Below are 26,246 nucleotides of genomic sequence, written 5' to 3'. Positions count from 1 at the left end.
AGCTAAGCACATTCAGCTGCCTTTTTCAATTATTAAAAAACGGTTATTATCAGCAGCAAGTATATATATTAGCCTTCTAACATATAGGTATAAATGCAGGAGGTGGGGTATTGAAAAAAGTGGAATTATACATATTCGTATTCGCAATAATAGTAGTGTTCATTTTTTGGTTTACCTTCTCGTTATTCCTCCACAAATCTGATGAATGGTGGTCAATATTCGAGTTTGAGCACATTGGTTCTGATGTTACTATTGCAAATATATCATGGTTAAAAGTATTAATAATTGGAATGATTAGTGTCGTTTTAGGATATGTTATCTTCAGAAATCATAAACAATAGAAAAGGGAGCAGTTTGCCGCGGGGACGGCAGCTTGCTCCCTTTTTTATTGAAGTAACGGGCAGCATTCTTAATAAACAGGGAAATAAAACTGACTATCCTTATAAAAGGCCAAATATGGTAAAATAATGAAGGGTGATATTATATTATCTTAAATTAATGCTATATAAACTGCAGAGGAGATGCTTTTATCTTTATAAATCCATATAAAAATAGGAACCGCGTTCTTCTTAGTTTAGAGCTCCTTATATCCTTATTTACTGTTATATTTGTAATTGTTTCTTCAACTGGAAGCAGAGAGATTAACTTTTCTTGGTTTTTCTTGCTAATTGCAATGATTTTCCTTGTAAGGTTGATTGATACAAAAGATAAAAGCAACATTATCAATGTTTCTATCTTTGTATTAGGCGCCATGTTCATCATTTTTAAAAAATAAAAAAGGACTTTTCGATAAAGGAGCTTGACTTATCAGCTCCTTTTCTATTTGCTATAATTGGAATTTGTTGAATAAATTCCAATTATAGCATTCAGCTAACGAAAGAACTTTAGTTTAGAGCTGCATTAAAGCGGCTCTTTCTAACTTTCATTGACGAAAGGTAGCGTAAATTATGGTAGAATTTAGGATGGCAATCTCACTAAATGGAGACGATACCATGCCAAACCACGTTTACATAATAACTGGAGCTTCAAGGGGCTCGGTGCCGAACTACCGAATGATCTTGGATTCGGTTTTTCATTCGCAAGAAATTCGCTTGTACAATAATTTATGGGTATTGGAGGAAATAATGATGTTGAAGCTTCTCTATTATTTAACTTTTGCATCCTCGTTGGGGGCTGGCTTGCTTGCCGGTGTATTTTTCGCTTTCTCGTTCTTCGTCATGCAAGCGCTTGCGAAGCTTCCTACGGAACAAGGCATATCTGCTATGCAGAGCATCAATACAACGATTCTGCAATCATCCTTTATGGTGATCTTCATGGGCACAACAGCCTTGAGTGTCGTTTTGGGGATCGCTTCATTTATCAAATTGAGCAAAATCAGCGCGATATACGTGATTGCTGGGAGCCTGCTCATCTTTGTCGGAGTGTTCCTGGTGACAGTTTTATTCAATGTACCGCTTAACGATACTTTAGCCGCCGCAACCCCCGGGAGCTCGGAGGGGGCACAAGCGTGGATGGAATATTTGGATAGTTGGATGCCGTGGAATCATGTACGGACGATTGCTTCTATCGGGGCACTGATTTTCTTTATCATGGCTATTCGCAGTTGGGAATTCTAGCGGTAATGAGGCGCTCGGTAGAGCAAAGCTGATGTTGGTTGAACTAACGGCGAACTATAGTGGAGGAGACTGCATCGCGGAATCTCCTCTTTTTTCATTCAAGTAAAGGGGACAGGATTGCGTGGTGCCTACCTTGAATTTAAAAGGATAATGAAGATTTTTGGGGAAATATCATATAAAGAATATTCTAAGGGGTGTCAGAATGGTAAAAGAACAGCTTCTTAATGAAATGAAGCAGGATATGCTCAAAGAAATTAAAAATGCAGTAAAAGAAATAAAACTCCGTGATTCCGATGAAGTTTGTTACATCTCCCTCTTCGGGTCTGACAATGAACCCGTCCTTGGTTTAATTACGCTAGGTATCAGATCTTATCGGGATAAAATGATTAAAGAAGAGGTTAGTGAATATGATAGGTTAGGATACTTGTGGAATTCTGCGGAAATGCCAGCTAATTATCAGATTGGGTTGGAACAAGTTATACCTTCATTTGCCGATAAACAGCAACTATTTATGGAAGTAACGGAGGAAGATGATTGGGATAAAACTTGGGAGGATTGTCAACAAGTTAGATTTGAGGTTGCGTATCAATTAAACAGCTTTGACTGGAGCGAGATTATTCCTGTGACTAATGATTTTGTCTTATATTCGGAATGGGAAGCTATCGACTTAAATGGTGGTGATTTAATCAAAAGCATCCCACTAGAAAAGTTGCATTTATTAAAAGCTAAAAGCTTGGCATAATTTTATTGCATTCAGGGGAGCATTATTTCCTTTTTCATGACGCTAACGAAAAACGAGAGCAGAATTTGGCAAAGGGAGGGTGTGCATGTGACTGAGAAGAGAATTTACAAGGCTCTATGCTGTTCTTTGTTACATTGAAGTAACGTGGTTAGCTCACATAAATGTAATAAATATAAAGTAGGAGGGTTCAATGTTTATACATAAAATTGATGAGGACTTATCTTTAAAACTTATAGAATTAAGGGATGGAGAGAGGTTATTTGAATTAACAAATAATTCAAGAGGTTATCTAAGAGAATGGCTTCCTTGGCTTGATACTACAATACAACTTGAAGATACAATAGAGTATATCAAAATATGTCTAAAAAGTTTCGCTGAAAATAAGAGCTTGAATACAGTTATATTATACAAAGGAAAAACTGTTGGAGTTGCAGGTTACAATAGTATAAATTGGTCAAACAAAACCGCATATATAGGATATTGGCTTGGAGAAGAATTTCAAGGGAATGGAATCATGACCAGGGTGGCTAATGCATTGACCGATTATGCAATTAGTGAGTTAAATCTAAATAAAGTTGAAATTAGGGCTGCGGTAGGAAATAAGAAAAGTAGGAGTGTTCCCGAAAGATTAAATTTTGTAAATGAAGGATGCATTAGGCAAGCAGAATGGTTAAATGACCATTATGTAGACCACATTGTTTATGGAGTTTTGGCAGAAGAATGGAACAATAGATAGCCAGTCCTTTATTCAATTAGAGTAAGAACGTAGTTCCACCCATTATGGAGCAGTTTGCCCGGCGGCAGCTGCTCTTTTTGTCATTAAGCTAAAGTGCAGTTATGCGCAACTTTGTGTTGCATTTGCAACGTCTTTACATATGGGATTATTTGTTAGAAAATACCTTCAACAAAATGGAATGGCTTGAATAGCAGATTATTAGTTTTTAGAAAGGAGGAGGCATGAAAGCATGACACGAAATAATAAAATATTTCTCTCCATTGTCACTATCGTTTGTATAATTGGTGGGTACTCCTACATCAGCTTTATCGGGGGGACTCGTTTTACTCCAATAAGCGCAATGAAAGCACAGATTTCTGTAGGTTCAGATATAACTGTATTTGATCAGGTAGACTTACCTTGGGGAAAGGTGTACCTGGTAGATACTCCGAGTGGAGAACGTACGGCTGTTGTTCGTAAAAAAGGGCCATTTTGGTTTTGTAATTCAGTAACCACTTTCGATAACACAAATGATTCCGATCCTTTAAGAACTATAGGTTGGCTAAATTATCAATACTCGGGAGTTACCCCTTCAGAATCGGCAGCACTAATAGCGGTTATTTCAAATGATTCACAAGTTGCATATATCGAAGCCGGTGTTGGTGTCGATCGTGTAAAAAAGAAAATAGAACCCAATGAACCATTATTAATATGGTGGCCAAAAACATTTCCTGGGTCAACTCTAAAACCAGTGGCGCTTTCATCTGAAGGTAAGGTGCTTTATGAATACCGTTTTGCTCAGGAAAATGTAACAGACACAAAAACTTTAAGATGGTATCCATTTAAAAGCTGAACTAACACAGAACGATGGTTAAAAACAAATAGCAGATCGCCGCGATTGGCAGCTGGCCCCGCCCCTATTCACTTATATTCGAGTTGAACTGGTGCGGTAAACCAGTTTGAGTCGTATAAAGACCTTTTCGATCCTCTTGGGCTATATTCATCAATGTTCCAAACAGTGCTGTCTTCTTTCAAAATGTCACTTCCGTGTAGTCACTAGAGGTAGATGTTAAATGGATTGCGATTCGGAGTTGCATTCGAATTTTAGTTGAATATGAATAACGTGGCAGCCGGCCTGAATGATCGGCTGCTTTTTCGTTGAACTTAAAGGGCAATTTAGTGGACTAAAGGAGGCTTAACTCGATTAGGAGAGTGCATCGCTGGACGTGATGAAGTCAGGGAGTCGTTCTGCTCTGAGCTTGGTAGTATAATATTGGGAGTAAATATAGGGGAAGAAGGAAAAGGCAAATGAAAAAGATATTGATCATAGATGATGAAGCTGATCTTCGAAAACTACTAAAGGATTATTTTGAAGTAAACGGGTATTTGGTTTTGACGGCAAAGGACGGCAATGAGGCGTTGCAGCAAGTTGAAAAGCAGCCGGACGTTATTTTGCTGGATATTAACATGCCTGAAATTAACGGTCTTGACGTATGCAGGAAGATCCGTGGGTTTGTATCCTGCCCCATTTTATTTCTTACCGCACGTATAGAAGATGCAGATAAAATATTCGGTTTTCAGGCTGGAGGAGATGATTATATTCAAAAACCGTTCAGCATCCATGAATTAGGCGCGAGAGTGGAAGCTCATTTACGAAGAGAAGTTCGCAATCAAAAGAAATCTTCGGTTAAATTTAGCGACGATGTGGTCATAGATTATTCAGAGCGAACGCTTTACTGTAACGACATACCAATATCTTTAGCAAAAAAAGAGTTTGCTATCATAGCGCTTTTATCCACACATCCTGGCATGGTATTTGATAAAGAACGCATTTATGAACGAGTATGGGGAGCGGGCGAAGAAGGTGACAGCTCCGTGATCGCTGAGCATGTCAGGCGCATTCGTTCTAAAATGAAAGAGCATGGTTGCGAAAACAAGGTAGAAACCGTTTGGGGTGTGGGATATAAATGGCGAAAATAATAAACTATCTTCGATTGAAAAATATGACCATACTGCAATCCTTCATCGCATTAAATTGCGTGTATTTAGTCGCTGTTTTAACGGCCACTGTGATCGAATTCGAATGGGCCGATCGGATTCGACGACGCTTTGCCGATCATCCTTCCGGAAACGATTGGGTTTTATCTTTTCAGATTATCGCGATGTTGTTGACGATCGGAGTCGGATTAGTCTTGATGGCCAGCCTGTTTTATAACCTGAAATTGAAAAAACCTTTGGAAATCTTAATGAGCGCATCGGAGAAAATCTCGGCGAATGATTTGGGATTTCAAGTTTCCTATGACAGCAGGGATGAAATGAGCGACCTATGCCGCGCTTTTGAAAAGATGCGCAGCCAACTGGAAAGCAATTTTAAAGTCCTCTGGCGCTCGGTCGAGGAACGCAATCAGATAAGTGCCATATTTGCTCATGATTTGAGAACGCCGCTGTCAATTATGAAAGGATATTTCGAGTTTTTAAACAGCTATCTGCCGCAAAAAAAAATATCCGAGGAGAAACTTCTGGACACGATGAAAACGATGGAATCTCATATATGGCGGATGCAACGTTATGTAGAGGCCATGAGCTCGATTCAGAAGCTGGATGATATACCGATACATAAACAGGAGATTGAAATCAACACACTCCTCGCCTTGCTGGATGAGGGCGCCTGCCGGATTGCAGACTTAAAAGGTATAACCAACGACTCTTACAGGAATACGGATTCGTCTATTTTGTTTGTCGATCTGGATCTTGTTATGCAGGTTTTTGAAAATATAATAGCAAATGGAGTTCGATATGCTTTCAGTCAAGTGAAAGTCGATTTCCTTACTCAGAACGGCTATTTTTCCATAACAGTCACTGATGATGGCCCAGGTTTTACCAACGAAGGGTTGCTGAAAGCCGTACTCCCTTTTTATCGGGGAGAGTCGCTGGAAGCCAATGAACATCATGGGTTAGGGCTGTACACTTGTAAAACACTGTGCGAAAAGCATCAAGGAGGCTTAGAGGTTGCAAACAGTTCCACGGGTGGCGGCAAAATAACCGCAAGCTTTTTATGCCGAGTTGATAAATAGTTGATATTTAAGGGTTAGCATTTCCTTATCTCAATATAAGGAGTGCTGATCAATAAAATGACTATCGTGTATAAAAGTATCTTTGCTTGTTTAATTTGTATGTTTCTTGCGGCGTTTATTTCAATATTGCCTGCAGCAGCTGTTGAATCTCAAGGTAAAGCAGCAATCGTGGATGAAATTGATAATTATGTAAAGAAAACCATGAAAGTTAACCATATATCTGGTGCATCACTTTCAATTGCGTATGGGGAAGATGTGTTCTACACACAAGGCTACGGTGAATATGCCGATGGAAGAAAAATAACCAATAAGACAATTTTTCCGATTGCCTCTTTGAGCAAATCTATAACAGCATTGGCTGTACTGCAGCTTGCAGATAAAGGACTTATTGATCTTGACGCTCCGTATGTCTCATACTTTTCAAACATCTCTCCCACGGACGAACGTGTCAACCACATCACGATCCGGAACTTACTCAATCAGACAAGTGGTCTTAACGATAAAGTGAATCCCGACATGACGAAGTCCGTTCAATTCCGAACGTTACAAGAGATCAACGACTCTATGAATACGGTAAAGCTTGCCGCTGATCCTGGATCGACATACTACTATCATAATCCCAACTATCAATTCTTGGCACTTCTTGTTGAGCAGATAAGCGGGCAACGTTTTTCTGAGTATCTCCATGATCATATCTTTACGCCAGTTGGGATGAAAGACACCTATGACATCAGTACCACGCAGCAAATTATTGAAAACAATGCCATTCCTCAGGGGCACTATCTGTTATTAGGAAAGCCGATAAGAAAAGCCGAGCCCTTATGGTTTATTGACGGTCCCGCCGGTATTATTTCAACTGCAGAAGACATGGCAAAATGGATGCTAGCTCAATATAAGGGCAATCTTCTTGCCCCAGAGCTAATGGAACAATACCATACAGCAGGGCAGAGAGGCCCGTATGGCATGGGTTGGCTTGTAGAAGAGGAAGGATATGCAGGCTGGACGATTTCACATAGCGGAATTTTCTGGACGTATAAGGCGGAAGAAACGATATATTTGGATCAGCAGCTAGGCATCACGATGATGTTTAACTCCGGTATAAACACTTTTGTCGATTATTCAGCTTTTGTCGACGGCATTGCGGGGATTATGAATGGTGAAAAGGCGGGAATTACTATTTTCAACACCAGAAACATGGAGGCGTTTATTATTCTGCTGGTGATTGCGACGATTCTTAGGGGAGTATATATGCATTTTCGCATCAGTAGGAGCAGAAAGGGCATCACGACGAGAAAATTAATTCTTTCATCGTTCGGGACTTTGTTCCCTATTTTGATTCTTCTGTTTTTGTCACCACTAACAACATTTATTGGCGGTGGGCGGGTTGTACCTTGGTTCGGGTTATGGACCACCATGCCATCACTGTTGATATGGCTGGCTGTACTAACGCTTGCGAATATAACGAATTGGGTATACCGCTTCAGATTGCATGACCATGCTTCAAAGAGGACAACATGATGACGATAATCCGTACAAATTTTTCCAAGGGGCCGCTAAACAGTATCACATTTTGATACATTTTATATTTAGTATAAACATATCAAGTGAAAAGGTTCTAGTTGGTAAAAAGTAAACGAGATCATTGGAGGAATGAAATGACTACGATCATCAGTAATGAAAAAATCGTGGAAGTAGAAAACCGTCCTATCGGAAGGATGGTCGCTTATTGGACGGTTACCAGTATACTCGCATTTTCAATTGCATTAAGCGGTATCGGACAATTGATGCGATATGGGGGGAATGTCGATCTAGTTACTACAATTGGTTTCCCGCTTTATATCACGAACATTCTTGGAGGATGGAAATTGCTTGGCGTCATTGCAATCATAATTCCAGGTTTTCCTCGGCTTAAGGAGTGGGCCTATAGTGGTATCTTTTTTCTAATGACGGGGGCGGCCCTATCTCATGCGTTCGCTAACGATTACGGTGATTACGGTTTTCATATTATTCTTCCACTTTTCTATGCTGCGCTTGGCATGGCCTCCTGGTGGCTTCGTCCGAAAAGCCGCAAGCTTTAATGGGTATTGATTTGATCTATTCATAAAAAGGAGTGTTGATAATGTCATATATTGTTGATTTCAAAAATCTTTCTTCGGTTGGTTTAGAGTCTTCACCTGTTGCAGAAGCTCTCACTGGTTTACGTGCTAATGAAGCTCGTTACTTTATGAACAAATACAAACATGAATTTACGGTCGTACCCGCTAGTGAAAGCCAGGAGGACATTGCGTATGTGAACCGCATTTTGAAAGAACGCGATCTTGCATTTGCGGCCAAGCCTTTAGAAACGTCACGTTTTCAAGTAGAAAATATCCAATTTACCTACGTCTTTTATGAGGATGGTCTAGGGATCAATGTCATGTATACGGTTGATGACCCTAAGAAACGAGCTGTTGGTTTTAAGCTTTCTGAAGGGATGGAGGTACCAAAGGAGCTAGAAGAGAAGAAGTTTAAGTTTGCCAGACAGAAGTCTAAACTAGCTGGAACAATTCGGGGCACGTTCTTTGTAATTAAAGGACAATATTAAGCAATAAAGTGTAGCGGGACCACGATGTGGAATGATTTTAGCGAGATGGCACATTTTATTCAACAAACAAGTTAGATGACTTAAACAAACTACAAATTGAGGCTACCGCTGAAAACGAGTGGTAGCCTCATTAATCTATCGGGAAGATAGTTGAAGATCTAACACGATGAACCGTATCCTTATAACGCGGAAATGTTGACGTAAATTCTTGTTTGATCCATAATTTCGAGAAATCGACCCAGCCGAAGGATTCCAGCGAGGCTCCTTTGAGCGCTGAATGAAACTTGGATGCCTTATTAAGGTGATAACCAAACATGATCCAGTACTCTTCCCTCATTCTCTGCTCGATCTTATCGATGATTTCACCACGCTCTTCCGGTGCAGGAAGTTGCACGTACCTGCGGAAGTGCCCGTCCAGCCATGCAAGTTGCTCTTGATTGAAAAAACGGTGCACAAAGCTCGATTCATCCTGAAATAATCGTAGGTATCCCCACTCCGTATCGTTCTCGAGCAATTCGCAGATGAGCAGCATATCCGCCTGTTGGTCCGCATCCGTCGAATAGTAGTCAGTAACGGGGATCGGATGAAGGTTGATAGGCAATCCGATAGAATGGCAACGCAGCTGCAGCCACTGGGCATCCTCCAAAAACTCTTTTTTGTCCCAGTAATAAAGTGTTAACGTTTCCCCGGAGTACCCGCTTTCCCGAAGATAAGCCTGAGCTTCTTTAAGGTTCCGCTCCCCATCGTAGACATGCTTGCTCTTATCAGGCAAAAAGCTGCTGGCCGGAGCCATGCGGTTCCCCTTCAACTCCCGAATGATCGCGGTGCGGTCGTACAGAATCCTCATCGCCTTGCGGAAGGAAGGTTGATGATGAATGCCTTTTTTTCTAAAATTAAAAGCTACATACTGGCAGCCGTCCAACGTTTCTATATCCATTGTAGGGCTATCCTTCTCTTGCCTTGCATCGTTCCAATTAGGGAGTTGGTACTGACTGTTCTGGATGTCATCCGGAATGAACCACAGTTCAACCCGATCCAAGAGCGGTCTCTCCCGGTAAAAGTCTTCGAAAGCCTCCAATATCAGCACCTGATCTGTGAACTGGGCCATGCGAAACGGTCCTATTCCGATCATCTTTTTTTCCGAAAATGGGGTGTCATAGGGAAGGATGGACATATAGAAAGAGCCGAAAAAGTGCAGAAATAACCGATTAGGCTGCTTCAGATAAAAGGTGATGATATGGTCAGACACGATTTCGGCATGATCGATCTCTTCATACTGCCAACGTGATGGAGAATGGACAGTCTCAAGTCGCTGCAGTGTAAATAGCACATCTTTTGCCGTAAATAGCCCTCCGTGATGAAACCGGACTCCTTTTCTCAAATAAAAAGTCCACCTGCTCCCGTCCTCATTGCTTTCCCAGTTGTGGGCAAGGGCCGGAAGGTAGGTCTTAGTCTTGGGATCGAAAGCAACCAACGTATCACTAAATTGCTGAAGGAAAAAAGCTTCGGTCGAAGTCGACACAAAAGCGGGATCAAGAGAAGTGAGCCTCCGGTTCATGGTTACCCGCAGAACATCCACGATGGAGGATTTTGTCTGTTCCACCTGAAAACCGAACCGGGCGCCGAGCTGAGCTCGAAGCTTATTGCATAGCGAGGGGGGCAAGTTTTTATGACAGAGCAGGTCCATAGCTTCTTTGATCTTGTCATTTGTGAGTTGGTGCTGAAAGTATTCCTCTGCCACATCGCCTAGATCCCTCAGGAGAGTCATTCGGGACGAGTTGCCTCGGCCAATCCCAGCCTGCCATTTCATAAATCCCTCTTCCAAGAGCTTACGCAAAATCAGCTTGACATTACGGGGGGTACAGCATAGAACTTTCGTCAACTCCCTGGTCGTAATAGAAACGGTTTCTCCTTTGTTCAAATGAGGTGGGAGCGACAACAGGATGTTCAGATAATGCTGGGTGGACCTCATAGCTCTTTCTGGCCTCCCTTTCATAAAAGGTGAAGTTTTGGTTTTGATATTACTCTTTTTCTTCTACTTTTACAAGATAAAATAGAGCTATAGCAGTGGGGAATGGAGAGCGCTGTTCCATCATCCGTATTAACTATTCAACTTTACATTTTAGGGAGGAAATGAACATGGAATACAGGAAATTAGGAAACAGTGGGCTTCTCGTATCTGAGCTGTGTCTTGGAACGATGTTGTTTGGGAGTTCGACAGATGAGGCGGAATCGACACGGATGGTGCAACAGTTCTTGGATACCGGTGGGAATTTCATCGATACGGCAGATATTTACACAGAAGGGGTGTCCGAGGAAATTATCGGTAAAGCCATTGGAGCGTGCAGATCTGAGGTCGTTGTTGCAACAAAGACTGGTATAAGCGTCGGTCCTCATCCGAATGATAGGGGCAGCTCCCGCAAACATATTATGGATAGTGTCGACGCAAGCCTTCGCCGTTTGAATACGGACTATATCGATTTGTACTATCTGCATATATGGGATCATTTGACGCCGATCGAAGAAACTTTGAAAGCGATGGATGACCTTGTTTCATCCGGAAAAGTAAGATATATCGGATGCTGCAATTTTCTCGCTTGGCAGTTAATGAAATCCTTAGCTTATAGCGACGCTAAGGACTATGCCCGCATTGTCGCGATTCAACAGCAGTACAGCTTGGTCAGCCGCGATATGGATCGCGAACATATGTCGTTATGTCAGGAGGAGACGATAGGTATTATCCCTTGGGGACCGCTTGGAGGAGGCTTATTATCGGGCAAGTACGACTCAATGGAAAGGCCAGACTTCGGCCGATTCTCCTTGGGACTAAAAGGAGAGTTTGATTATGACTACAAGTTCACGTCGAAAAACTTTGAGATAGTAAATGCGGTTAAAGAAATCTCAGAGCAAACTGGTAAGAAGCCTTCTCAAGTTGCACTGAATTGGCTGCTGGGTAAAAAGGGGATCACAGCACCGATCATTGGTGCCAGTAGCTACACTCAGTTCGAAGATAACATGGGCGCGATCGGCTGGTCGCTTACTCCAGATCAGTGGAAGTATTTGAATGACGTCAGCAGTCTGCCAAGCGAGTATCCGCTTCGAATGCAGGAGAGGTTTAGACGTAAATTGTAGGGAGTTTGAGACGATTTTTGGCATGCTGCACCTTGACAAAATATTACATTGGGAAGATGCAGTTCGTCTACACTTGTAGGAGGGTAAAAGGTTAGCAAGGTATATAGCCAGCGAGATCTCGCGGGCTTTTTTTATATTGTAATAAAAATAAAAATTCTTCGTCATTTGAGACAATAGTAGGACGTTATTTAATGGAATTGGAAAGCATCGAACTGGGGAGGTGGTTGAACTTGTTTTTTGAATATCATAAGGAACCTTCTTGGGGTACGGGATCGATCTTTTTTGTTATAATTATACATAGCCTATCTAATCGTCTGGGGGAAGCTACATTTGAAAATACTAGAAACAGAACGGCTGATTCTTCGTCAACAATCATTAGAGGATGCGGTTTTTATCCTTGAGCTACTGAACGATCCTTCTTGGATCCAGCACATAGGCGATAGATAAGGGGTAAACAATTTGTGCGAGATCCAGGGATGTTTTTTCATTTGATGAAACTATAGCTTAATAACAATATAAAGAGGCAGCCGGTCCAGATTGATTGGTTGCGTCTTCTCAAGTAACTGAGGATAACCTAGTCTCTTCGCGAATCCATAGAGCTGGCGAATTTGCTGAATTTTAAAAGGGAGCTAATGTTTATGAACAATGAAGTTATTTCTCTTATTAATAGATTAAAAAATGCACTTCACGAGGACATCATTGAAAAGTCCTATTATGTGACAGAAAAACTTGAAATGAGAAAAGATGGATTTGATGCAATAGAACCATTGCTTAAACTACTTGAAGATAATCCAGACGTAGATTTCGGTTCACCTGGACCGATTGTTCATTTCGTTGAAAAGTATTACAAAAAGGGGTATGAAGAAAAACTTATAGCTTCACTATACAGAAACCCCACGAATCATACTCTTTGGATGTTAAACAGAATAATAAATGGATCTGAAAACGAACAAAAACAACAATATTTGAATGTTCTTAATCACATCATCGAAAGATGTAGTGAAGACAAAAAGATTGATGAACAAGCAAAGTATTATAGATCATTACATGATTAAGTCTTTGAAAGTTTATCTACGATCCGCCCGAGGTATTTTCGGATTGAGCCTAACGTAGGACGTTAGTTAAATACCATCATTGTTACGTTGGGCTTTAAAAAGGTCGGCAAAACGAATGCTTATAATGGGTTTGAAACCAGCGAGTAGCCCCTCCTGTGCTTCTTTAACAGAAATGAAATGTTCCTGGCACTTTTTAGCAACTGATATATTATCAGCCTGTCGATATGACAGGTTTTTTGTGGTTAAACTAAGAAATAAACAGAGGAAAGAAGGAAAATATTTCTATCCGTCGAAAGAACATACCAGAAACCCCTTTAAGTGTTCGGGCTTAGTCGGTGAATGTTAGTTCCGAATTAAATATTAATTTAATTATAGGAGATGGTATTACATGTTAGTTGCACCACTAATCGGTTTTATTATTTCAGGAATAATATTAGTACTAATAATCCCTTTAATACGGAAGATTTCAATTGCAATAGGTGCTGTAGCTATTCCGAATCATCGTACAATGCATAGTACAATTATGCCTCGACTTGGGGGACTAGCTATATTCATTTCCTTTATGTCATCCGTTGCTATTATGTATCCCAAAATAATTCCATCACTTCCCGCTTACTGGGGGTTACTAGTCTCAGCGTTTATTATTGAAACAGTAGGTATCCTTGATGATGTATACACTTTGTCGGCTAAGTGGAAATTGCTTGGGCAAATTTTATCTGCAGTGATAGTAGCCTTATCGGGGTTCACAGTTGACCAAGTACATATTCCATTTGCTCAAGATATTTATTTCCCAGGATGGTTTTCAATATTATTAACAGTTTTATGGATTGTCGGCTTAATCAATGCCCTTAATTGGATAGATGGTTTAGACGGTCTGGCCACTGGGATCGCGGGAATTTCATGTATTACTCTTTGTATTATTGCAGGGATGACTGGAAATATCATGGTTCTGGTATTAAGTGCAACCTTGCTTGGAAGCTTAGCAGGTTTCTATATTTTCAATTCTGAACCTGCTTCGATTTTTATGGGTGAATCAGGATCTGCATTTCTGGGATTTGTACTGGCAGTCATTTCAATACTTGGTTTCAAACAAGCTGTATTCGTATCTTTTATCATTCCATTATTAATTTTAGGTGTTCCACTATTAGATACCATCCTTGCGATGACGCGTCGAGGTATTCAAGGTCGTCCACTGTATGAGGCAGATCGTGGACATGTTCATCACAGACTGACAGACATCGGGATTAGTCGTCGTAGCACGGTGTACACTTTATACGGCATTTCATCATTCCTTGGTATGTGTGCCATTATACTGACAAAAGCATCCACATCTGCTATCACCTTCGTTATGTTGTTATTAATGATAGCTCTGTTAACTTTAGCTGGTGCCGAATTAGTAGGCATATTTAAAGGGAATCGTCCTTTTTATCAACTGCTCCGAAAATTACGCCGTGTTCGTGATGAGAATTGAATTGTTCGTTGCTGAACAAATGTAGCTGGCTATTCCATTTATGCATCAGGCAGCTATCGCTTGCTTCAGGATAATCGCTATAGAAATTGTACCATTCCTATTGTTATAGTTAAGAAGTTGACAAGTCGTAGATCATTACGACGAGGAAAGATAGCTGAGGGGCTTGCTTCGCGGCAGCTCCTCTTTTGGTTATTAAAGTAAAGGGAGTTAAGCGTGACAAGAACAAGCATATTTAAAGAGTAGCCACCATAAATGGTGGTTTTTTGCTGTTTAGGTTATTCCAAATTGGATCTCGGAACAACTTATCATGTATCTAAATGCAGAAAACAAAGAATTTTTTCATGGTGCTTGGAACTTTGCAAGTATAGGATTTTTGTGCGGGAGCAGTGACTCGGGAAGGAACCCATTTCTTTTTGGAAGTATTAATTTAATTGAGGTCTGAATAAAACAAGGGAACTTTACAAAACCTTTATTTGATAACCTTAATACTTTGACGGTTCAGGAGGGATTGTTATAAAATCATTTGTCATAGTAGCAGCATTACTACTCGTTACAGGTTGTTCGAGTAATAATTCGACAAACAATCAAATGAATGCTAAACAAACGAAGCTTGAAACTCATGCTCCTAATGCTGCTTCAACGTCAACCTTAACTCAAGCATCATCCATTTCTACTGCGGGTGCAGGGAAATCACAGATTACGATTAAACAAGCACCCAATGACGCTTCGAATTGGCTGGATTGGTTCCAAAGCAACTATGCTCCGCCAGAAAGTCCACCGAATCAAGTTGTAAATCCGCAACAGTCTGCCAATCCGCAACAGTCCGTAAACCCGCAACAGCCCGCAAATCCGCAACAGTCCGTAAACCCGCAACAGTCCGTAAATCCATCCCAATCTGCGCAGCAAGTGCTGGATCTGGTGAATCAAGAAAGAACGAAAGCAGGCTTGAATTCCCTTAGCTTGAACAGCAGTCTCTCGAAAGTAGCGATGGCTAAGGCTCAGGATATGTACAACAATAATTATTTTGATCATCAGTCTCCGACTTATGGATCCCCGTTTGATATGATGACTGCATTCGGGGTCACCTATAACTCTGCAGGGGAAAACATCGCCAAAGGCCAGACGAGCCCGTCGGAAGTGATGAACCAGTGGATGAACAGTCCTGGTCATCGTGCCAACATCCTGAATAGCAGCTACACCCAAATAGGGATAGCTTACTATAATGGCGAATGGGTTCAGGAATTTATAGGCTAGTAGGTCAAGGACTAAGAGATACCCGTTTATCTCATCGTCTATCGGTTCCGGCGATGAAGGCGGGACGGACTATTTCACACTCTTTAGATTTTTTTGCGAGATTAGGTGGCCTTAATAAACGAGGAATGAGAGTCAAGTAACTGTAACGAAATTGAAATCTTATTTTCATGTGGTATTCCTGCTGAGGGTTTCTTTTTGCTATTAATCTAAACGTAAGAACTATAGTTAATTCCAAAGAGCTGCTAAGAGGTAGCTCTTTCTTTTTTATATTCAAAGTTGGGTTTAAATTACGTTGCTTCGTGTCCACAATGTCATAACATGAGTTTTCGGGCGGACAGCAGCAGCGTGTTGTGTATTTTCGGGATGGGCGTTTGAGTGATGAGGTTGGATAGGTTGAGGGCCGGGACTCCGTTGGGGATCCGGTTTGTTGTTTGAACAGGGAGGGACACACCCCTGCATAATTTCAATCCTCGCATATAATTCATGTAAAGTTTCGAAGTGGCTTTCCATATCTCACTAGAACATGCCACATAAGTTTTAACTCTTGAAGCACTTCTTTATAGGTTCCGCGATCGCTCCAAGAAGCGGGATCCCGTTTCAAGTCCATTACAGCCGATCCAATCATGCTCACATCGATAAGATCATTTCGTGCAATGCGTTTGGCTAAGGAAGGCATCGAGGGACCTCTAAAATCTGAGGGAACATCGTTTGCCAAAAGTGCAAAGCCCATGTGCCAATAGATATCAATTGAATACTTGAGGCATATTTGCTCCAGGGTCCGGCCTGTATGAGTACCTTTAAATGAAGGATCTGCCACGAGCACTTCTACGTCTTCCTTAAGTGAAATATTCCCATGTACCTGGGCCTCAATATAGTGGTTAAGATTACGGCCAGGCTCTTTGATTCCGGGGTCAGAGAATGGCTTCTCCAAATTAACCAGCACACGATTGATTAATTTCCGTGGTGTCAGATTTTTTTCCCCGATAGCAAAATCTCGTAAGAATGCCTCCTTCATGAGAGCAGCCACAATCATATCGAACTCCTCATAAGTACCCTTTTCCTTCGGGTCTTGATGAGAATCTAAATAAGTGAATGTACAACGATGTGAGACCTTCGGGGATAGAAGGAAATAGCAAGATCCAAAACGTGGAGCTGGACCATCTGGATGTAACATCAAGTCCAGCGCTCCATACTTGGGACGCTGGCTATTGGTTGAGCCCATTTGTTGATAGGCTCCTCCAAACATCTTCTTTTCCCAAAGGTCGCGTTCACCGCCAGGATAAGCTGATACGCTACCATTAGATAATAAAGTTTCAAACTGGCTCTTATAAACTCCTTGCTCAAGCAGTGCTTCGGCAACGCTTTTCATAGTCGAATCCGGTCTATCTGGATGAAAATGCAGGGCAATTTTTGCGTGCGCCTTTAATTTGGCGACAGTTTCTTCAAATGATTTAGACGTGATATTAGACATTTGAATAATTTCCTTCAGTGCCCGCTCTGCTTCATCTTTGTGGCTCCTCGCGTACGTTGTAATATGCTCTAAAGCCAATAATTGTGAACTTGATAATTTCATGGATAGAGTAGTCGCTCCTCTTCGAACCGATTAGTCAATGTCCATATTACCTAAATTACCCTTATATTTTCCGGGAGAGATACCAACGGTTCGTTTAAACATTTTCAAAAAATTAGAATAATCATTAAATCCACACAATTCGCAGGTATCTGTGACGCTATAGCCTTCCGAGAGAATCTGTTTAGCTTTGGATATCCGTTTGAAAAGAATATATTCATGGATGTTACTACCGATATATTTCTTGAAAACTCTTCCCATATAGAATCGATCCACATAAAACTTAGTAGAAAGAGATTCAAGCGAGAGATCCTTTTCCAAATTCATTTCAATATAATCTAATAGAGAAGTTAATAATTCTGGCATAGAAGAAAGGTTTTCTGAACGATTAACGTCTTTGAATATAATATTGATCAACACTAGCACTTCAATGAGATAATTCAACTTTAAAATCTTATAGCCGGCATGGGGTTTAAGATTCTCAATTTGATTAAAAAGACGTAGAAATTCATTAATCTGGCTGGGTTGAAGCGTAATTTTATTATGTTGGCCTTTAGGTTTGTTTAGAAAGCAGCTTAGAAGATCGAGACTTGGAGAATTAAATTTGCGGACGATATGTGGTGCAAACTGTAACGTTATTCGTTCGTATACATTATCGTTTTGGAAGGAAGGTTTATGGATTTCTTGATTATTTGTAATCATGACATCGCCATATTTAATTGGATACATGTTCTTTTCAACGAAGTAGTTCACATCACCTGAGATTAAAAAGTAGATCTCAAACTCTTCGTGCAAATGAAAGTTAACATTACATTTATTAGGATTATAGAGTCTACGTTCATATCGGATGCATTCGTCTATACTTTCATAAGCTAAGCTCATCCATATTACCTCACTTTAAATACCTGAAGGTTCAGGTGAATTGTAGTGGTACTGATGCTGGATAGAATCCAACGACAGTCGGTGAATAATGACCGCAATCAATCTGATGTTCTATCAACTCCGTAACTCCCCAACCTTACCTATACTTCCATTTTAAAGAAGTTTACACAAAACTATTTTACAGACTCCCGTGAAGGGAATCAAGTAGGCATTGAGCGACATAAATCCACATGGGGTTACCTTGGCCTCATCGATTAATAATTGCACAAAAAACAATATTTTAATCACAAAAAACTATGAATTATCTCGAGTAATATTTTAGAATAGCAAAAGAAAGCGCTTTTATACTTTGTTCTTCTTACTGTGGTCAGGCTTAAACTACACTTTCATATACAGGGAGGGTTATGGGTTGAGTTCAATGAGTAAAGTGAAATTAGGTGTAATTGGTCTAGGTGGAATGGGAAGCAGCCATCTCAAGTATTTGACACAGATGGAGACAGTTGAAGTCGTAGCCGTTTGTGATGTTGTAAATGAAAAGGCTGACAAAGCAGCAGCTCTATATCATACCAAGGCCTATTACAGCCATAAGGAGCTTTTTGACAAATCGGGCATAGAGGCTGTATTAATAGCGGTTCCCCATTACGATCATACGCCTATTTCGATTGATGCCTTCCGTAAGGGAATCCATGTTCTTTGTGAGAAACCTATTGCAGTGCATGTCAATGATGCTCAAAAAACGATAGATGCCTATGAAAGTGCCAAGGAACACCATCCCAATCTGATGTTTGGTCTTATGTTTCAAGAAAGGACTTATCCGCACCATAAAAAAATAAAAGACATTCTTGATGGCGGAGAGTTAGGGAAATTAATTAGAGCGACCTGGATTAATACCAAATGGTTCCGATCTCAACTTTACTACGATAGCGGCGAATGGCGTGCAACGTGGGCTGGAGAAGGCGGAGGTATTTTGACCAACCAATGTCCGCATAATTTGGATCTCTACCAGTGGTTATTTGGTCTTCCGTCACGGATCAACGGTTTTGCGCATATTGGCAAATATCATGATATCGAAGTTGAAGACGAAGTGACGGCTTACTTTGAACACGAGAACGGGATGGTTGGCCATTTTATTGTGACTACCGCTGAAACACCTGGATCCAACCGGATGGAGATCGTGGGAGAGTACGGAAAATTGGTTTATGAGGATAATCAAATTGTTTTTTATCGAACCCGTGAGTCGATGCTTCGTTTTATCAAAGAATCGCAAAGCAGGATGGGCAATGTTGAAAATTGGTACACGGAAATTCCTGTGAACGTGAATGTGCCTACAGGGCATCAAGTCGTGACAGAGAAATTTATCGAGGCCATACAAAATGGCGGCGGAACGCTTATCGCACATGGCACTGAGGGAATCAACGGACTAACCCTTGCAAACGCGATTATGCTTTCTTCATTCAACGATCAAACCATCAAGCTGCCCATGGATGCCGATGAATATGAAAAGAAGCTGGGGGAACTGATCCAAAGCTCCAAATACAAGAAGACAGTGAGACAGGATGTCGTTATGGATATCAGCTATTCCCAGGGTTAGGTCTTATCAACTTACAAAATGTCTAGGGGGAACTACCAATGAAGGGTAAACTCGGCATGGTTTCAGCTTTATCTCTTTCTGTTGTATTACTCGCAAGTGTATTAACGGGGTGCACCTCTAATGCTACGAAGCAAACAAGTACGTCAGAAAAAAATGAAGCAAGTTTATCTTCAATCCCGCTGCCTATCGTTAATAAGCCGATCACCTTAAAAATGTTTGTGCCCATGGATGCCAAAGTAGCGGCAACCATGAAAAACTATAATGAAATCGCAGTGTTTAAAGAATTGGAAAAAAGGACAGGGATCCATATTGAGTTCATTCATCCTGCATCTATGGATGGGGCAGCGATCAAAGAACAGTTCAACCTGATGGTCGCGTCTGGAGATTTACCTGATCTGATTTATTATAACTGGATTGGCGATTTTAATGGCGGGCCCAATAAAGCGATCAAGGATGGCGTTATTTTGCCGCTGAATGATTTGGTAGATAAGTATTCACCCAACCTTAAAGCGTTTATGAACTCCGATCCTAAAGCGAATAAACAGCTGCGTACAGACGATGGTACGATCTATGTTTATCCCGAGGCTCAATCGCCGAATCAGTATGCGAAAGTAAACCCTAATCCGAATCCTGCTTTCCAGACTTTTGGATGGCAGATCCGGCAGGACTGGTTGGAAAAACTGAATTTAAAATCACCTGAAACGATTGACGATTGGTATGAAGTACTAAAAGCGTTCAAAACGAAAAATCCTAGCGGCAGCGGTAAAAACGACGAAATTCCTTTGGCACCTAAAGGAGCGGGGGACCTGCAGAACTGGGTCAGAGCATGGGGGATCAACTACGGGTTTTATCATGACGGCGATAAAGTCAAATATGGACCTTACACCCCGGAGTACAAAGAAGCGCTAACAACCTTGGCAAAATGGTATAAAGAAGGCTTGATCGATCCTGATTTTGGAATTACGGATGCCAAACAATTCGATACCAAAGTTATGGGTAACCGTGCAGGCTCATGGACAGGATCAACATCAGGAACATTCGGAAGATTTGTTCAATTGATGAAAGCGAAAGATCCGTCGGTAAAATTATCAGGAACGGTTCCACCTTACGTTACAGGCACGAAATCCTACAATTTCAATGTTGATGAAATCAAGGTTGCTAGTGGCGGCGGTGTTGCGATTTCCGCAAAAAGTAAATATGCGAAGGAAGCTGCGATGTGGCTCGACTATGGCTACAGTCCGGAAGGATCACTGCTCAATACCTTCGGTATTGAAGGCGAGAGCTACAAGATGGTGAACGGTTCGCCTCAACTGCTTCCAGAGATTACGAATAATCCAAAGGGCTTGTCGATTGATGAGGCGTTATCGAAATACTCCAGAGGATCTGGCGGACTAGCCTTTGTCATGACACCTGAGATTTGGCAGCAACGCATGGCTTTACCTGAACAGCAGCAAATTATTGGCTTATGGAAAGCAGGCTCCTACGACAGAACCATGCCGCCCGGGGTAACACCTACCATTGAGGAATCAACCAAGATGGCTTCCATCACTTCTGCGGTTAATACGTATAGGGATGAGATATTCTCTAAAATGATCATGGGACAAGTACCTCTTAGTGAGTTTGATAATTATATGAGCAAATTAAAAGCTATGGGAATCGAAGATGCGATCAAAATTCAGCAAGCAGCATACGACAGATACATGGCAAGGCAATAAGCCTTAACGTTGACCAGATTTGGATTGGCTAGCAGCAAGAGCGCCAGCACTTGATCGACTCCTAAAGGTAAGATCAATGCTGGATGCCTGCTGCGCGAATTTCTTCGCTCAAAGGGGACGAACGATGGAGAATATGACGGTTGGTGAGGCGGCGCATGCCAGAAGTGTCTATCAGACGACGAAGCAAAACGGCTTTGTCCATAGACTTCGAAGAGACTTGTATAAAAACAGAATCATTTATTTCATGGCCTTACCCGTGGTCGCTTACTATATTATTTTTCAATATATTCCTATGTATGGAGCCTCGATTGCTTTTAAAGATTTCTCCCCGATGAAGGGAATTTGGGGCAGTACTTGGGTGGGAATGCAGCATTTTACCGATTTTTTTAACGATGTTTATTTCGGAAGAATTCTTACGAATACCCTTTTAATTAGTGTATATAACATTATTTTTGGTTTTCCGGCACCGATCATTTTGGCGCTCCTATTAAACGAAGTACGAAAAAATGATGTTTTTAAAAGGTTTGTGCAATCGGTGACGTATTTGCCGCATTTTATTTCAGTTCTGGTTTTATGCGGTTTAATTGTAGATTTTACGGCAAGAAACGGGATTATTAATGATGTACTAGCCTTCATGGGAATGGAAAGAATTACGATGTTGCTTGAACCTGGATTATTCCGAACCATCTATGTGAGCTCTAATATTTGGCAGGAAGTGGGGTGGGGCTCGATTATCTATTTGGCTGCTTTAGCCGGCATCGATCAGGACTTATATGAAGCGGCGACGATTGACGGGGCGGGACGTTTCAAGCAAATGCAGCATGTCACACTGCCGGGGATTATGCCTACCATTATCATTTTGTTTATTTTAAGAATGGGAAGTATGATGAACGTCGGATTCGATAAAATTTTCCTGCTATACAATCCGGTTACTTACGAAACTTCGGATGTGATTTCAACCTATGTATACCGCAAAGGGATTCTGGAAGCAAACTACAGCTTCAGCGCAGCCGTTGGATTATTTAACTCGGTAATCAACTTTGCGCTCTTGGTAGCTACCAACAAAATCAGTAAAAAAGTCAATGAAACCAGTCTTTGGTAGGGAGGGATGACGATGAATATAAAGCGAAGCAAAGCCGAAGCTATTTTCGGTTTTTTTAATATATGCTTCTTGCTGTTTCTAGCTTTAATTACACTTTATCCATTTCTATATGTTACGATGGCGTCCTTAAGCAACCCCTCTAGTTTAGCGAGTCATTCCGGTTTGTTGCTTTGGCCTTTGGGTTTTAATGTAGACGGTTACATCAGTGTTTTTAAAAATCCCAATATTATCACGGGTTACACCAATACGTTAATTTATGTTGTAGTAGGAACAAGCATCAATGTACTTATTACCTCGCTCGGAGCTTATGTATTATCGAGAAAAGGTGTTATGCTGCGGGATTCGATCATGATGATGATTGTGTTCACGATGTTTTTTAGCGGTGGCTTGATTCCAAACTATTTGCTTGTGAAGAGTCTCGGCATGTTTGACACAATGTGGGCACTCATTCTACCGGGAGCGATCAGCACCTATAATTTGATTATCATGAGAACCTCGTTTGCAGCGATCCCGGATAGTTTGGAAGAATCCGCACGTATTGACGGAGCCAATGATCTTACGATCTTGTTTCGAATCGTGCTGCCGTTATCACAGGCCGTGATCGCCGTTATGATTCTGTTTTACGCTGTGGCCCACTGGAATTCGTGGTTCAGCGCTATGATTTATTTGCGAGATCGAGATGCTTATCCTTTACAGCTCTTCTTGCGTGAGATTTTGATAAACAGCAGTACCGACAGTATGATTACCGGGTCCGGCGGGAGCGATAAAGAAGCAGTTAGCGAAATTATTAAATATTGTACGATCATTATCGCCACATTACCTATCATTGCTGTGTATCCTTTCTTGCAAAAATATTTTACCAAAGGGGTTTTAGTAGGCGCTGTGAAGGGTTGAGCATATAGGCCAAATTATAGTTGAAACGAGGGATTGGCATGATCTCTGAGGATCAAGTGAAGTTTTATCATGAGAATGGTTACTTACTTGTAAAAGGTGTATATGACGCAGAGGAAGTTGAAACGTTCCGTGAATCGGTAGAAACATTCCTGAAGAGGGCGGCAGCATCCAAATTTGACAGGAGCCATGCTTGGGCTGGAGATTACCTGCCGCCGGAAGAATTAAAGAAGCTGGTGCTTAAGGGCTTCCATGATGTTCAATATCATGACGCCCAGTTCATGCGCATGATTACGCAAAGGAATTTGATTGCGATTTTCACTCAATTGATTGGCGATAATGTTCAACTGCATCATACCAAGATGATGGTCAAACCTCCGGAGAAGGGAGCGGCTTTCCCCATGCATCAGGATTATCCGTATTTCCCGCACAGCAAGCACAGTATGATGCTCGCCAGCATCCATTTGGATCATACGAATGAGGAAAACGGTTGTTTGCATGTCATTCCGGGATCCCATAAACAAGGGCCCTTACCTCATGTAGGAAGCTACTATTTGAATCATAAAGAATATCCAATTGAGAGCGGAATTCCTTGTATCGCTGAATCCGGGGACGTATTATTTTTTAACTATTTAACGATTCATGGCTCACCGATAAACCGCAGCGACCGGACGCGTAGAAATATACTTGTCCAGGTTCGTGATCCCGAGGATCAGCCGACGAATGATAAACATGTAAACTGGGGACAGGGGTTGATGCTTCACGGCATCAATCCCAGATTCAGAAACTATAAGTATGAAGGAACATTACTGGAAGTTTGATAGCTGACAACATGCTCCTTAGAAGCAAGAAGGATAACGTATCCCAGCATACGAGGGGTAAATCATTCTAAAATATTTTAACAAATGGGAGTGAACCTGTATGAAATTATCTTTTACCACGTTAGGATGTCCCGAGTGGCCCTTAGACAAAATTATTTCCAACGCGACCGAATATGGATTTGATGCAATTGATTTTAGAGGTTTGACCGGTGAAATGAATATTTACAAGCTTCCGGAGTTTTCCGAGCAGGTTGAACAAACACTTCGTAAAATCACTGATGCCGGTCTGCATGTATCTTGCTTTTCCAGCTCCGTCCATTTATTCTCATCTGAAAACTTGGAGAAGAATATGCAGGAGATTACCGAATTCTCAAAGCTTTGCCGTATTTTCGGAACACGCTACATTCGTGTGTTTGGGGGTAAAATTAGCGAAGATGCTAGCCGGGAGATGGCTGTTGAGAAGGTCGCTCAGCATGTAAGTGAAATGGCAAAAATCGCAAAGGCACACGGTGTGAAGCTTCTAATTGAAACACATGATGATTGGATTTCATGCGTTAATATGAAAAAGGTGTTGGAGAAGGTGGATACAGAAGCTGTCGGGGTACTGTGGGATGTGCACCATCCTTACCGCATGGTAGGAGAGCAACCTGAGGAAACCTGGAAGACACTTGGGCAATGGATCGAGTACACACATGTGAAAGATTCACGTACCGGAGAAGACGGAGGGAAAGACTTCCAATACTGTTTAACCGGAGAAGGAGATATACCGCTGAAAGAAATCTACATGTTATTAATTCGTGAAGGTTATCAAGGCTATTTCACGTTAGAATGGGAGAAAAAATGGCATCCTGAACTGGAAAACCCGGAAATTGCATTTCCCCAGTATGTACAGTACATGCGCAAATTCATATCGGAGGTAACGATATGAAGAAGATTAGAGTTGCCATAATAGGACAAGGGCGCAGCGGTCGTGATATACATGCCAACTCCTTAAGTCAAATGAAGGAGCAATATGAAATTGTTGCCGTAGCTGACATGTTGGAAGAGCGGCTGGAAAGAGCCAAAAAAGAGCTGAATTGTGATGTGTACCGTGATTACCAAGATCTGTTTAAGAGAAATGATCTAGATTTAATCATAAATGCGTCGCCTAGCCATTATCATTTTGCAATTTCAAAAGAGATTATGGAGAATGGATTTCATGTACTGTCTGAGAAACCACTTGCCCGAACGGCAGATGAGGTTGATATTTTAATTGACACAGCGAAGAAAACAGGTAAATTACTTGCTATCTATCAGCAGTCCAGGTACGCACCCGCTTATCGCCAAGTGCAAGAAATTATCAAATCTGGCGTGATCGGAAGAGTGGTTCAGGTCAGTATTGCCTACAACAATTTTGCAAGAAGATGGGATTGGCAGACACTACGAGCGAATGATGGAGGAAATCTCTTAAATACGGGACCACATCCCATAGATCAAGCCCTCCAATTTTTTGGAAGCGAGGAAATGCCGCATATCACTTCGATAATGGATCGCGCAAACACAGCTGGAGATGCCGAGGACTACGTAAAGGTCATCCTGCATGGCCACGGGCGTCCTGTCATTGATGTAGAAATTTCCTCCTGCTGCGCGTATCCGAGTTTTACATATAATGTTCAAGGGACTAGAGGAGGAATCAATGGGAGCACAAAACATCTGGATTGGAAATATTTCAAACAGGAGGAAGCGGGAGAACTGAAATTAGTGACAACACCTTTGGTAAACGAAAAAAATGAACCGGCTTATTGCCGTGAACAACTGAAGTGGTATGAAGAGAGCTGGGACGTCCCAACTGAACAAGGAAAAGATATCTTCCATTATATGGCCCAAAGTTTTTATCATATGATTTATAATACGATCGTAAATGGGAAGGCGCTCGAAGTTACACCGCAACAAGTGCGCCAGCAAATTGCCGTTATGGAAGAATGCCACCGGCAAAATTCGTTGTAATTAGTAAATATGTTCAGAATTACCTCTGGATGCGAAAAGCCTGCT

Annotated in this window: 23 protein-coding genes and 1 pseudogene; 21 read left to right on the top strand and 3 right to left on the bottom strand. The window is 41.4% G+C overall.

Annotated features, from left to right (window positions below; translation table 11 throughout):
• Nucleotides 1-962: 962 nt before the first annotated feature.
• From GQF01_RS02890 to GQF01_RS02850, 9 genes are all read left to right on the top strand, one after another.
• Nucleotides 963-1,616, top strand: a complete 654-nt coding sequence (locus GQF01_RS02890) for an anthrone oxygenase family protein (protein WP_235958875.1) — start codon at nucleotides 963-965, stop codon at nucleotides 1,614-1,616.
• 202 nt (nucleotides 1,617-1,818) lie between these two features.
• The gene (locus tag GQF01_RS02885) at nucleotides 1,819-2,358 is read left to right on the top strand and encodes a hypothetical protein (RefSeq protein WP_161405386.1); all 540 of its coding nucleotides are present in this window, start codon (nucleotides 1,819-1,821) and stop codon (nucleotides 2,356-2,358) included.
• Nucleotides 2,359-2,548: 190 nt separating this feature from the next.
• Nucleotides 2,549-3,094 carry a GNAT family N-acetyltransferase gene (locus GQF01_RS02880; RefSeq protein WP_161405385.1) on the top strand — a complete coding sequence of 182 codons (546 nt, stop codon included), beginning with the start codon at nucleotides 2,549-2,551 and terminating at the stop codon, nucleotides 3,092-3,094.
• Between the two features lie 229 nt (nucleotides 3,095-3,323).
• The gene (locus GQF01_RS02875; RefSeq protein ID WP_161405384.1) at nucleotides 3,324-3,926 is read left to right on the top strand and encodes a hypothetical protein; all 603 of its coding nucleotides are present in this window, start codon (nucleotides 3,324-3,326) and stop codon (nucleotides 3,924-3,926) included.
• Nucleotides 3,927-4,381: 455 nt separating this feature from the next.
• On the top strand, nucleotides 4,382-5,053 hold the full coding sequence (locus GQF01_RS02870; RefSeq protein ID WP_161405383.1) for a response regulator transcription factor: 672 nt from the start codon (nucleotides 4,382-4,384) through the stop codon (nucleotides 5,051-5,053).
• Nucleotides 5,041-6,147: a HAMP domain-containing sensor histidine kinase gene (locus tag GQF01_RS02865; protein ID WP_161405382.1), complete on the top strand. Its 1,107-nt coding sequence runs from the start codon at nucleotides 5,041-5,043 to the stop codon at nucleotides 6,145-6,147. The genes GQF01_RS02870 and GQF01_RS02865 overlap by 13 nt, the downstream gene beginning before the upstream one ends.
• Nucleotides 6,148-6,204: 57 nt before the next feature.
• The gene (locus GQF01_RS02860; RefSeq protein ID WP_161405381.1) at nucleotides 6,205-7,665 is read left to right on the top strand and encodes a serine hydrolase domain-containing protein; all 1,461 of its coding nucleotides are present in this window, start codon (nucleotides 6,205-6,207) and stop codon (nucleotides 7,663-7,665) included.
• A gap of 137 nt (nucleotides 7,666-7,802) precedes the next feature.
• On the top strand, nucleotides 7,803-8,225 hold the full coding sequence (locus GQF01_RS02855) for a DoxX family protein (RefSeq protein WP_161405380.1): 423 nt from the start codon (nucleotides 7,803-7,805) through the stop codon (nucleotides 8,223-8,225).
• Nucleotides 8,226-8,266: 41 nt separating this feature from the next.
• Nucleotides 8,267-8,731 carry a phage tail protein gene (locus GQF01_RS02850; RefSeq protein ID WP_161405379.1) on the top strand — a complete coding sequence of 155 codons (465 nt, stop codon included), beginning with the start codon at nucleotides 8,267-8,269 and terminating at the stop codon, nucleotides 8,729-8,731.
• A 130-nt stretch (nucleotides 8,732-8,861) separates the two neighbouring features.
• On the opposite strand, the gene GQF01_RS02845 is transcribed toward GQF01_RS02850, so the two are convergent.
• Nucleotides 8,862-10,703: an ABC transporter substrate-binding protein gene (locus GQF01_RS02845; RefSeq protein ID WP_161405378.1), complete on the bottom strand. Its 1,842-nt coding sequence runs from the start codon at nucleotides 10,701-10,703 to the stop codon at nucleotides 8,862-8,864.
• A gap of 167 nt (nucleotides 10,704-10,870) precedes the next feature.
• Between GQF01_RS02845 and GQF01_RS02840 the strand changes: the two genes are divergently transcribed.
• The 5 genes and pseudogenes from GQF01_RS02840 (at nucleotide 10,871) to GQF01_RS02825 (ending at nucleotide 15,643) form a co-directional block, all read left to right on the top strand.
• Entirely contained in the window at nucleotides 10,871-11,863 is a 993-nt protein-coding gene (locus GQF01_RS02840) for an aldo/keto reductase (RefSeq protein ID WP_161405377.1), read from the top strand.
• Nucleotides 11,864-12,193: 330 nt separating this feature from the next.
• Nucleotides 12,194-12,307 (top strand): annotated as a pseudogene (locus tag GQF01_RS36195) (GNAT family N-acetyltransferase); the annotation flags it as partial.
• Nucleotides 12,308-12,501: 194 nt separating this feature from the next.
• Complete coding sequence (locus tag GQF01_RS02835) at nucleotides 12,502-12,918, top strand: hypothetical protein (RefSeq protein WP_202556024.1); 417 nt, start codon at nucleotides 12,502-12,504, stop codon at nucleotides 12,916-12,918.
• 388 nt (nucleotides 12,919-13,306) lie between these two features.
• The gene (locus GQF01_RS02830) at nucleotides 13,307-14,389 is read left to right on the top strand and encodes an MraY family glycosyltransferase (RefSeq protein ID WP_161405376.1); all 1,083 of its coding nucleotides are present in this window, start codon (nucleotides 13,307-13,309) and stop codon (nucleotides 14,387-14,389) included.
• Nucleotides 14,390-14,977: 588 nt separating this feature from the next.
• Nucleotides 14,978-15,643 (top strand): CAP domain-containing protein, encoded by a 666-nt coding sequence (locus tag GQF01_RS02825; protein WP_235958873.1) that lies wholly within the window; start codon nucleotides 14,978-14,980, stop codon nucleotides 15,641-15,643.
• Between the two features lie 481 nt (nucleotides 15,644-16,124).
• On the opposite strand, the gene GQF01_RS02820 is transcribed toward GQF01_RS02825, so the two are convergent.
• Nucleotides 16,125-17,216 carry a DUF3626 domain-containing protein gene (locus GQF01_RS02820; protein WP_161405375.1) on the bottom strand — a complete coding sequence of 364 codons (1,092 nt, stop codon included), beginning with the start codon at nucleotides 17,214-17,216 and terminating at the stop codon, nucleotides 16,125-16,127.
• A 30-nt stretch (nucleotides 17,217-17,246) separates the two neighbouring features.
• The gene (locus GQF01_RS02815; RefSeq protein ID WP_161405374.1) at nucleotides 17,247-18,095 is read right to left on the bottom strand and encodes an AraC family transcriptional regulator; all 849 of its coding nucleotides are present in this window, start codon (nucleotides 18,093-18,095) and stop codon (nucleotides 17,247-17,249) included.
• 418 nt (nucleotides 18,096-18,513) lie between these two features.
• Here GQF01_RS02815 and GQF01_RS02810 point away from each other — a divergent pair, with 418 nt between their 5' ends.
• The 7 genes from GQF01_RS02810 (at nucleotide 18,514) to GQF01_RS02780 (ending at nucleotide 26,201) form a co-directional block, all read left to right on the top strand.
• Nucleotides 18,514-19,686 carry a Gfo/Idh/MocA family protein gene (locus GQF01_RS02810; RefSeq protein WP_235958882.1) on the top strand — a complete coding sequence of 391 codons (1,173 nt, stop codon included), beginning with the start codon at nucleotides 18,514-18,516 and terminating at the stop codon, nucleotides 19,684-19,686.
• A gap of 38 nt (nucleotides 19,687-19,724) precedes the next feature.
• Entirely contained in the window at nucleotides 19,725-21,401 is a 1,677-nt protein-coding gene (locus GQF01_RS02805; RefSeq protein ID WP_161405372.1) for a type 2 periplasmic-binding domain-containing protein, read from the top strand.
• Between the two features lie 133 nt (nucleotides 21,402-21,534).
• The gene (locus GQF01_RS02800; RefSeq protein WP_161405455.1) at nucleotides 21,535-22,503 is read left to right on the top strand and encodes an ABC transporter permease; all 969 of its coding nucleotides are present in this window, start codon (nucleotides 21,535-21,537) and stop codon (nucleotides 22,501-22,503) included.
• 12 nt (nucleotides 22,504-22,515) lie between these two features.
• Complete coding sequence (locus GQF01_RS02795) at nucleotides 22,516-23,397, top strand: carbohydrate ABC transporter permease (RefSeq protein WP_161405371.1); 882 nt, start codon at nucleotides 22,516-22,518, stop codon at nucleotides 23,395-23,397.
• Nucleotides 23,398-23,435: 38 nt separating this feature from the next.
• Nucleotides 23,436-24,215 carry a phytanoyl-CoA dioxygenase family protein gene (locus GQF01_RS02790; protein WP_161405370.1) on the top strand — a complete coding sequence of 260 codons (780 nt, stop codon included), beginning with the start codon at nucleotides 23,436-23,438 and terminating at the stop codon, nucleotides 24,213-24,215.
• Between the two features lie 100 nt (nucleotides 24,216-24,315).
• Nucleotides 24,316-25,143: a sugar phosphate isomerase/epimerase family protein gene (locus tag GQF01_RS02785; protein ID WP_161405369.1), complete on the top strand. Its 828-nt coding sequence runs from the start codon at nucleotides 24,316-24,318 to the stop codon at nucleotides 25,141-25,143.
• On the top strand, nucleotides 25,140-26,201 hold the full coding sequence (locus tag GQF01_RS02780; protein ID WP_161405368.1) for a Gfo/Idh/MocA family protein: 1,062 nt from the start codon (nucleotides 25,140-25,142) through the stop codon (nucleotides 26,199-26,201). The genes GQF01_RS02785 and GQF01_RS02780 overlap by 4 nt, the downstream gene beginning before the upstream one ends.
• Nucleotides 26,202-26,246 lie beyond the last annotated feature (45 nt).

The organism is Paenibacillus silvestris, from assembly GCF_009882985.1.
Classification (GTDB): domain Bacteria; phylum Bacillota; class Bacilli; order Paenibacillales; family NBRC-103111; genus Paenibacillus_E; species Paenibacillus_E silvestris.
The sequence above is the reverse complement of the archived record's forward strand: the minus strand, read 5'-3'. Positions and strand labels throughout refer to the sequence as shown.

Bases quoted from the DNA above. Each gene is read 5' to 3' on its own strand.
- GQF01_RS02890 (WP_235958875.1), top strand. From the start codon at position 963: ATGGCAATCTCACTAAATGGAGACGATACCATGCCAAACCACGTTTAC.
- GQF01_RS02885 (WP_161405386.1), top strand. From the start codon at position 1,819: ATGGTAAAAGAACAGCTTCTTAATGAAATGAAGCAGGATATGCTCAAA.
- GQF01_RS02880 (WP_161405385.1), top strand. From the start codon at position 2,549: ATGTTTATACATAAAATTGATGAGGACTTATCTTTAAAACTTATAGAA.
- GQF01_RS02875 (WP_161405384.1), top strand. From the start codon at position 3,324: ATGACACGAAATAATAAAATATTTCTCTCCATTGTCACTATCGTTTGT.
- GQF01_RS02870 (WP_161405383.1), top strand. From the start codon at position 4,382: ATGAAAAAGATATTGATCATAGATGATGAAGCTGATCTTCGAAAACTA.
- GQF01_RS02865 (WP_161405382.1), top strand. From the start codon at position 5,041: ATGGCGAAAATAATAAACTATCTTCGATTGAAAAATATGACCATACTG.
- GQF01_RS02860 (WP_161405381.1), top strand. From the start codon at position 6,205: ATGACTATCGTGTATAAAAGTATCTTTGCTTGTTTAATTTGTATGTTT.
- GQF01_RS02855 (WP_161405380.1), top strand. From the start codon at position 7,803: ATGACTACGATCATCAGTAATGAAAAAATCGTGGAAGTAGAAAACCGT.
- GQF01_RS02850 (WP_161405379.1), top strand. From the start codon at position 8,267: ATGTCATATATTGTTGATTTCAAAAATCTTTCTTCGGTTGGTTTAGAG.
- GQF01_RS02845 (WP_161405378.1), bottom strand. From the start codon at position 10,703: ATGAGGTCCACCCAGCATTATCTGAACATCCTGTTGTCGCTCCCACCT.
- GQF01_RS02840 (WP_161405377.1), top strand. From the start codon at position 10,871: ATGGAATACAGGAAATTAGGAAACAGTGGGCTTCTCGTATCTGAGCTG.
- GQF01_RS02835 (WP_202556024.1), top strand. From the start codon at position 12,502: ATGAACAATGAAGTTATTTCTCTTATTAATAGATTAAAAAATGCACTT.
- GQF01_RS02830 (WP_161405376.1), top strand. From the start codon at position 13,307: ATGTTAGTTGCACCACTAATCGGTTTTATTATTTCAGGAATAATATTA.
- GQF01_RS02825 (WP_235958873.1), top strand. From the start codon at position 14,978: ATGAATGCTAAACAAACGAAGCTTGAAACTCATGCTCCTAATGCTGCT.
- GQF01_RS02820 (WP_161405375.1), bottom strand. From the start codon at position 17,216: ATGAAATTATCAAGTTCACAATTATTGGCTTTAGAGCATATTACAACG.
- GQF01_RS02815 (WP_161405374.1), bottom strand. From the start codon at position 18,095: ATGAGCTTAGCTTATGAAAGTATAGACGAATGCATCCGATATGAACGT.
- GQF01_RS02810 (WP_235958882.1), top strand. From the start codon at position 18,514: ATGAGTAAAGTGAAATTAGGTGTAATTGGTCTAGGTGGAATGGGAAGC.
- GQF01_RS02805 (WP_161405372.1), top strand. From the start codon at position 19,725: ATGAAGGGTAAACTCGGCATGGTTTCAGCTTTATCTCTTTCTGTTGTA.
- GQF01_RS02800 (WP_161405455.1), top strand. From the start codon at position 21,535: ATGACGGTTGGTGAGGCGGCGCATGCCAGAAGTGTCTATCAGACGACG.
- GQF01_RS02795 (WP_161405371.1), top strand. From the start codon at position 22,516: ATGAATATAAAGCGAAGCAAAGCCGAAGCTATTTTCGGTTTTTTTAAT.
- GQF01_RS02790 (WP_161405370.1), top strand. From the start codon at position 23,436: ATGATCTCTGAGGATCAAGTGAAGTTTTATCATGAGAATGGTTACTTA.
- GQF01_RS02785 (WP_161405369.1), top strand. From the start codon at position 24,316: ATGAAATTATCTTTTACCACGTTAGGATGTCCCGAGTGGCCCTTAGAC.
- GQF01_RS02780 (WP_161405368.1), top strand. From the start codon at position 25,140: ATGAAGAAGATTAGAGTTGCCATAATAGGACAAGGGCGCAGCGGTCGT.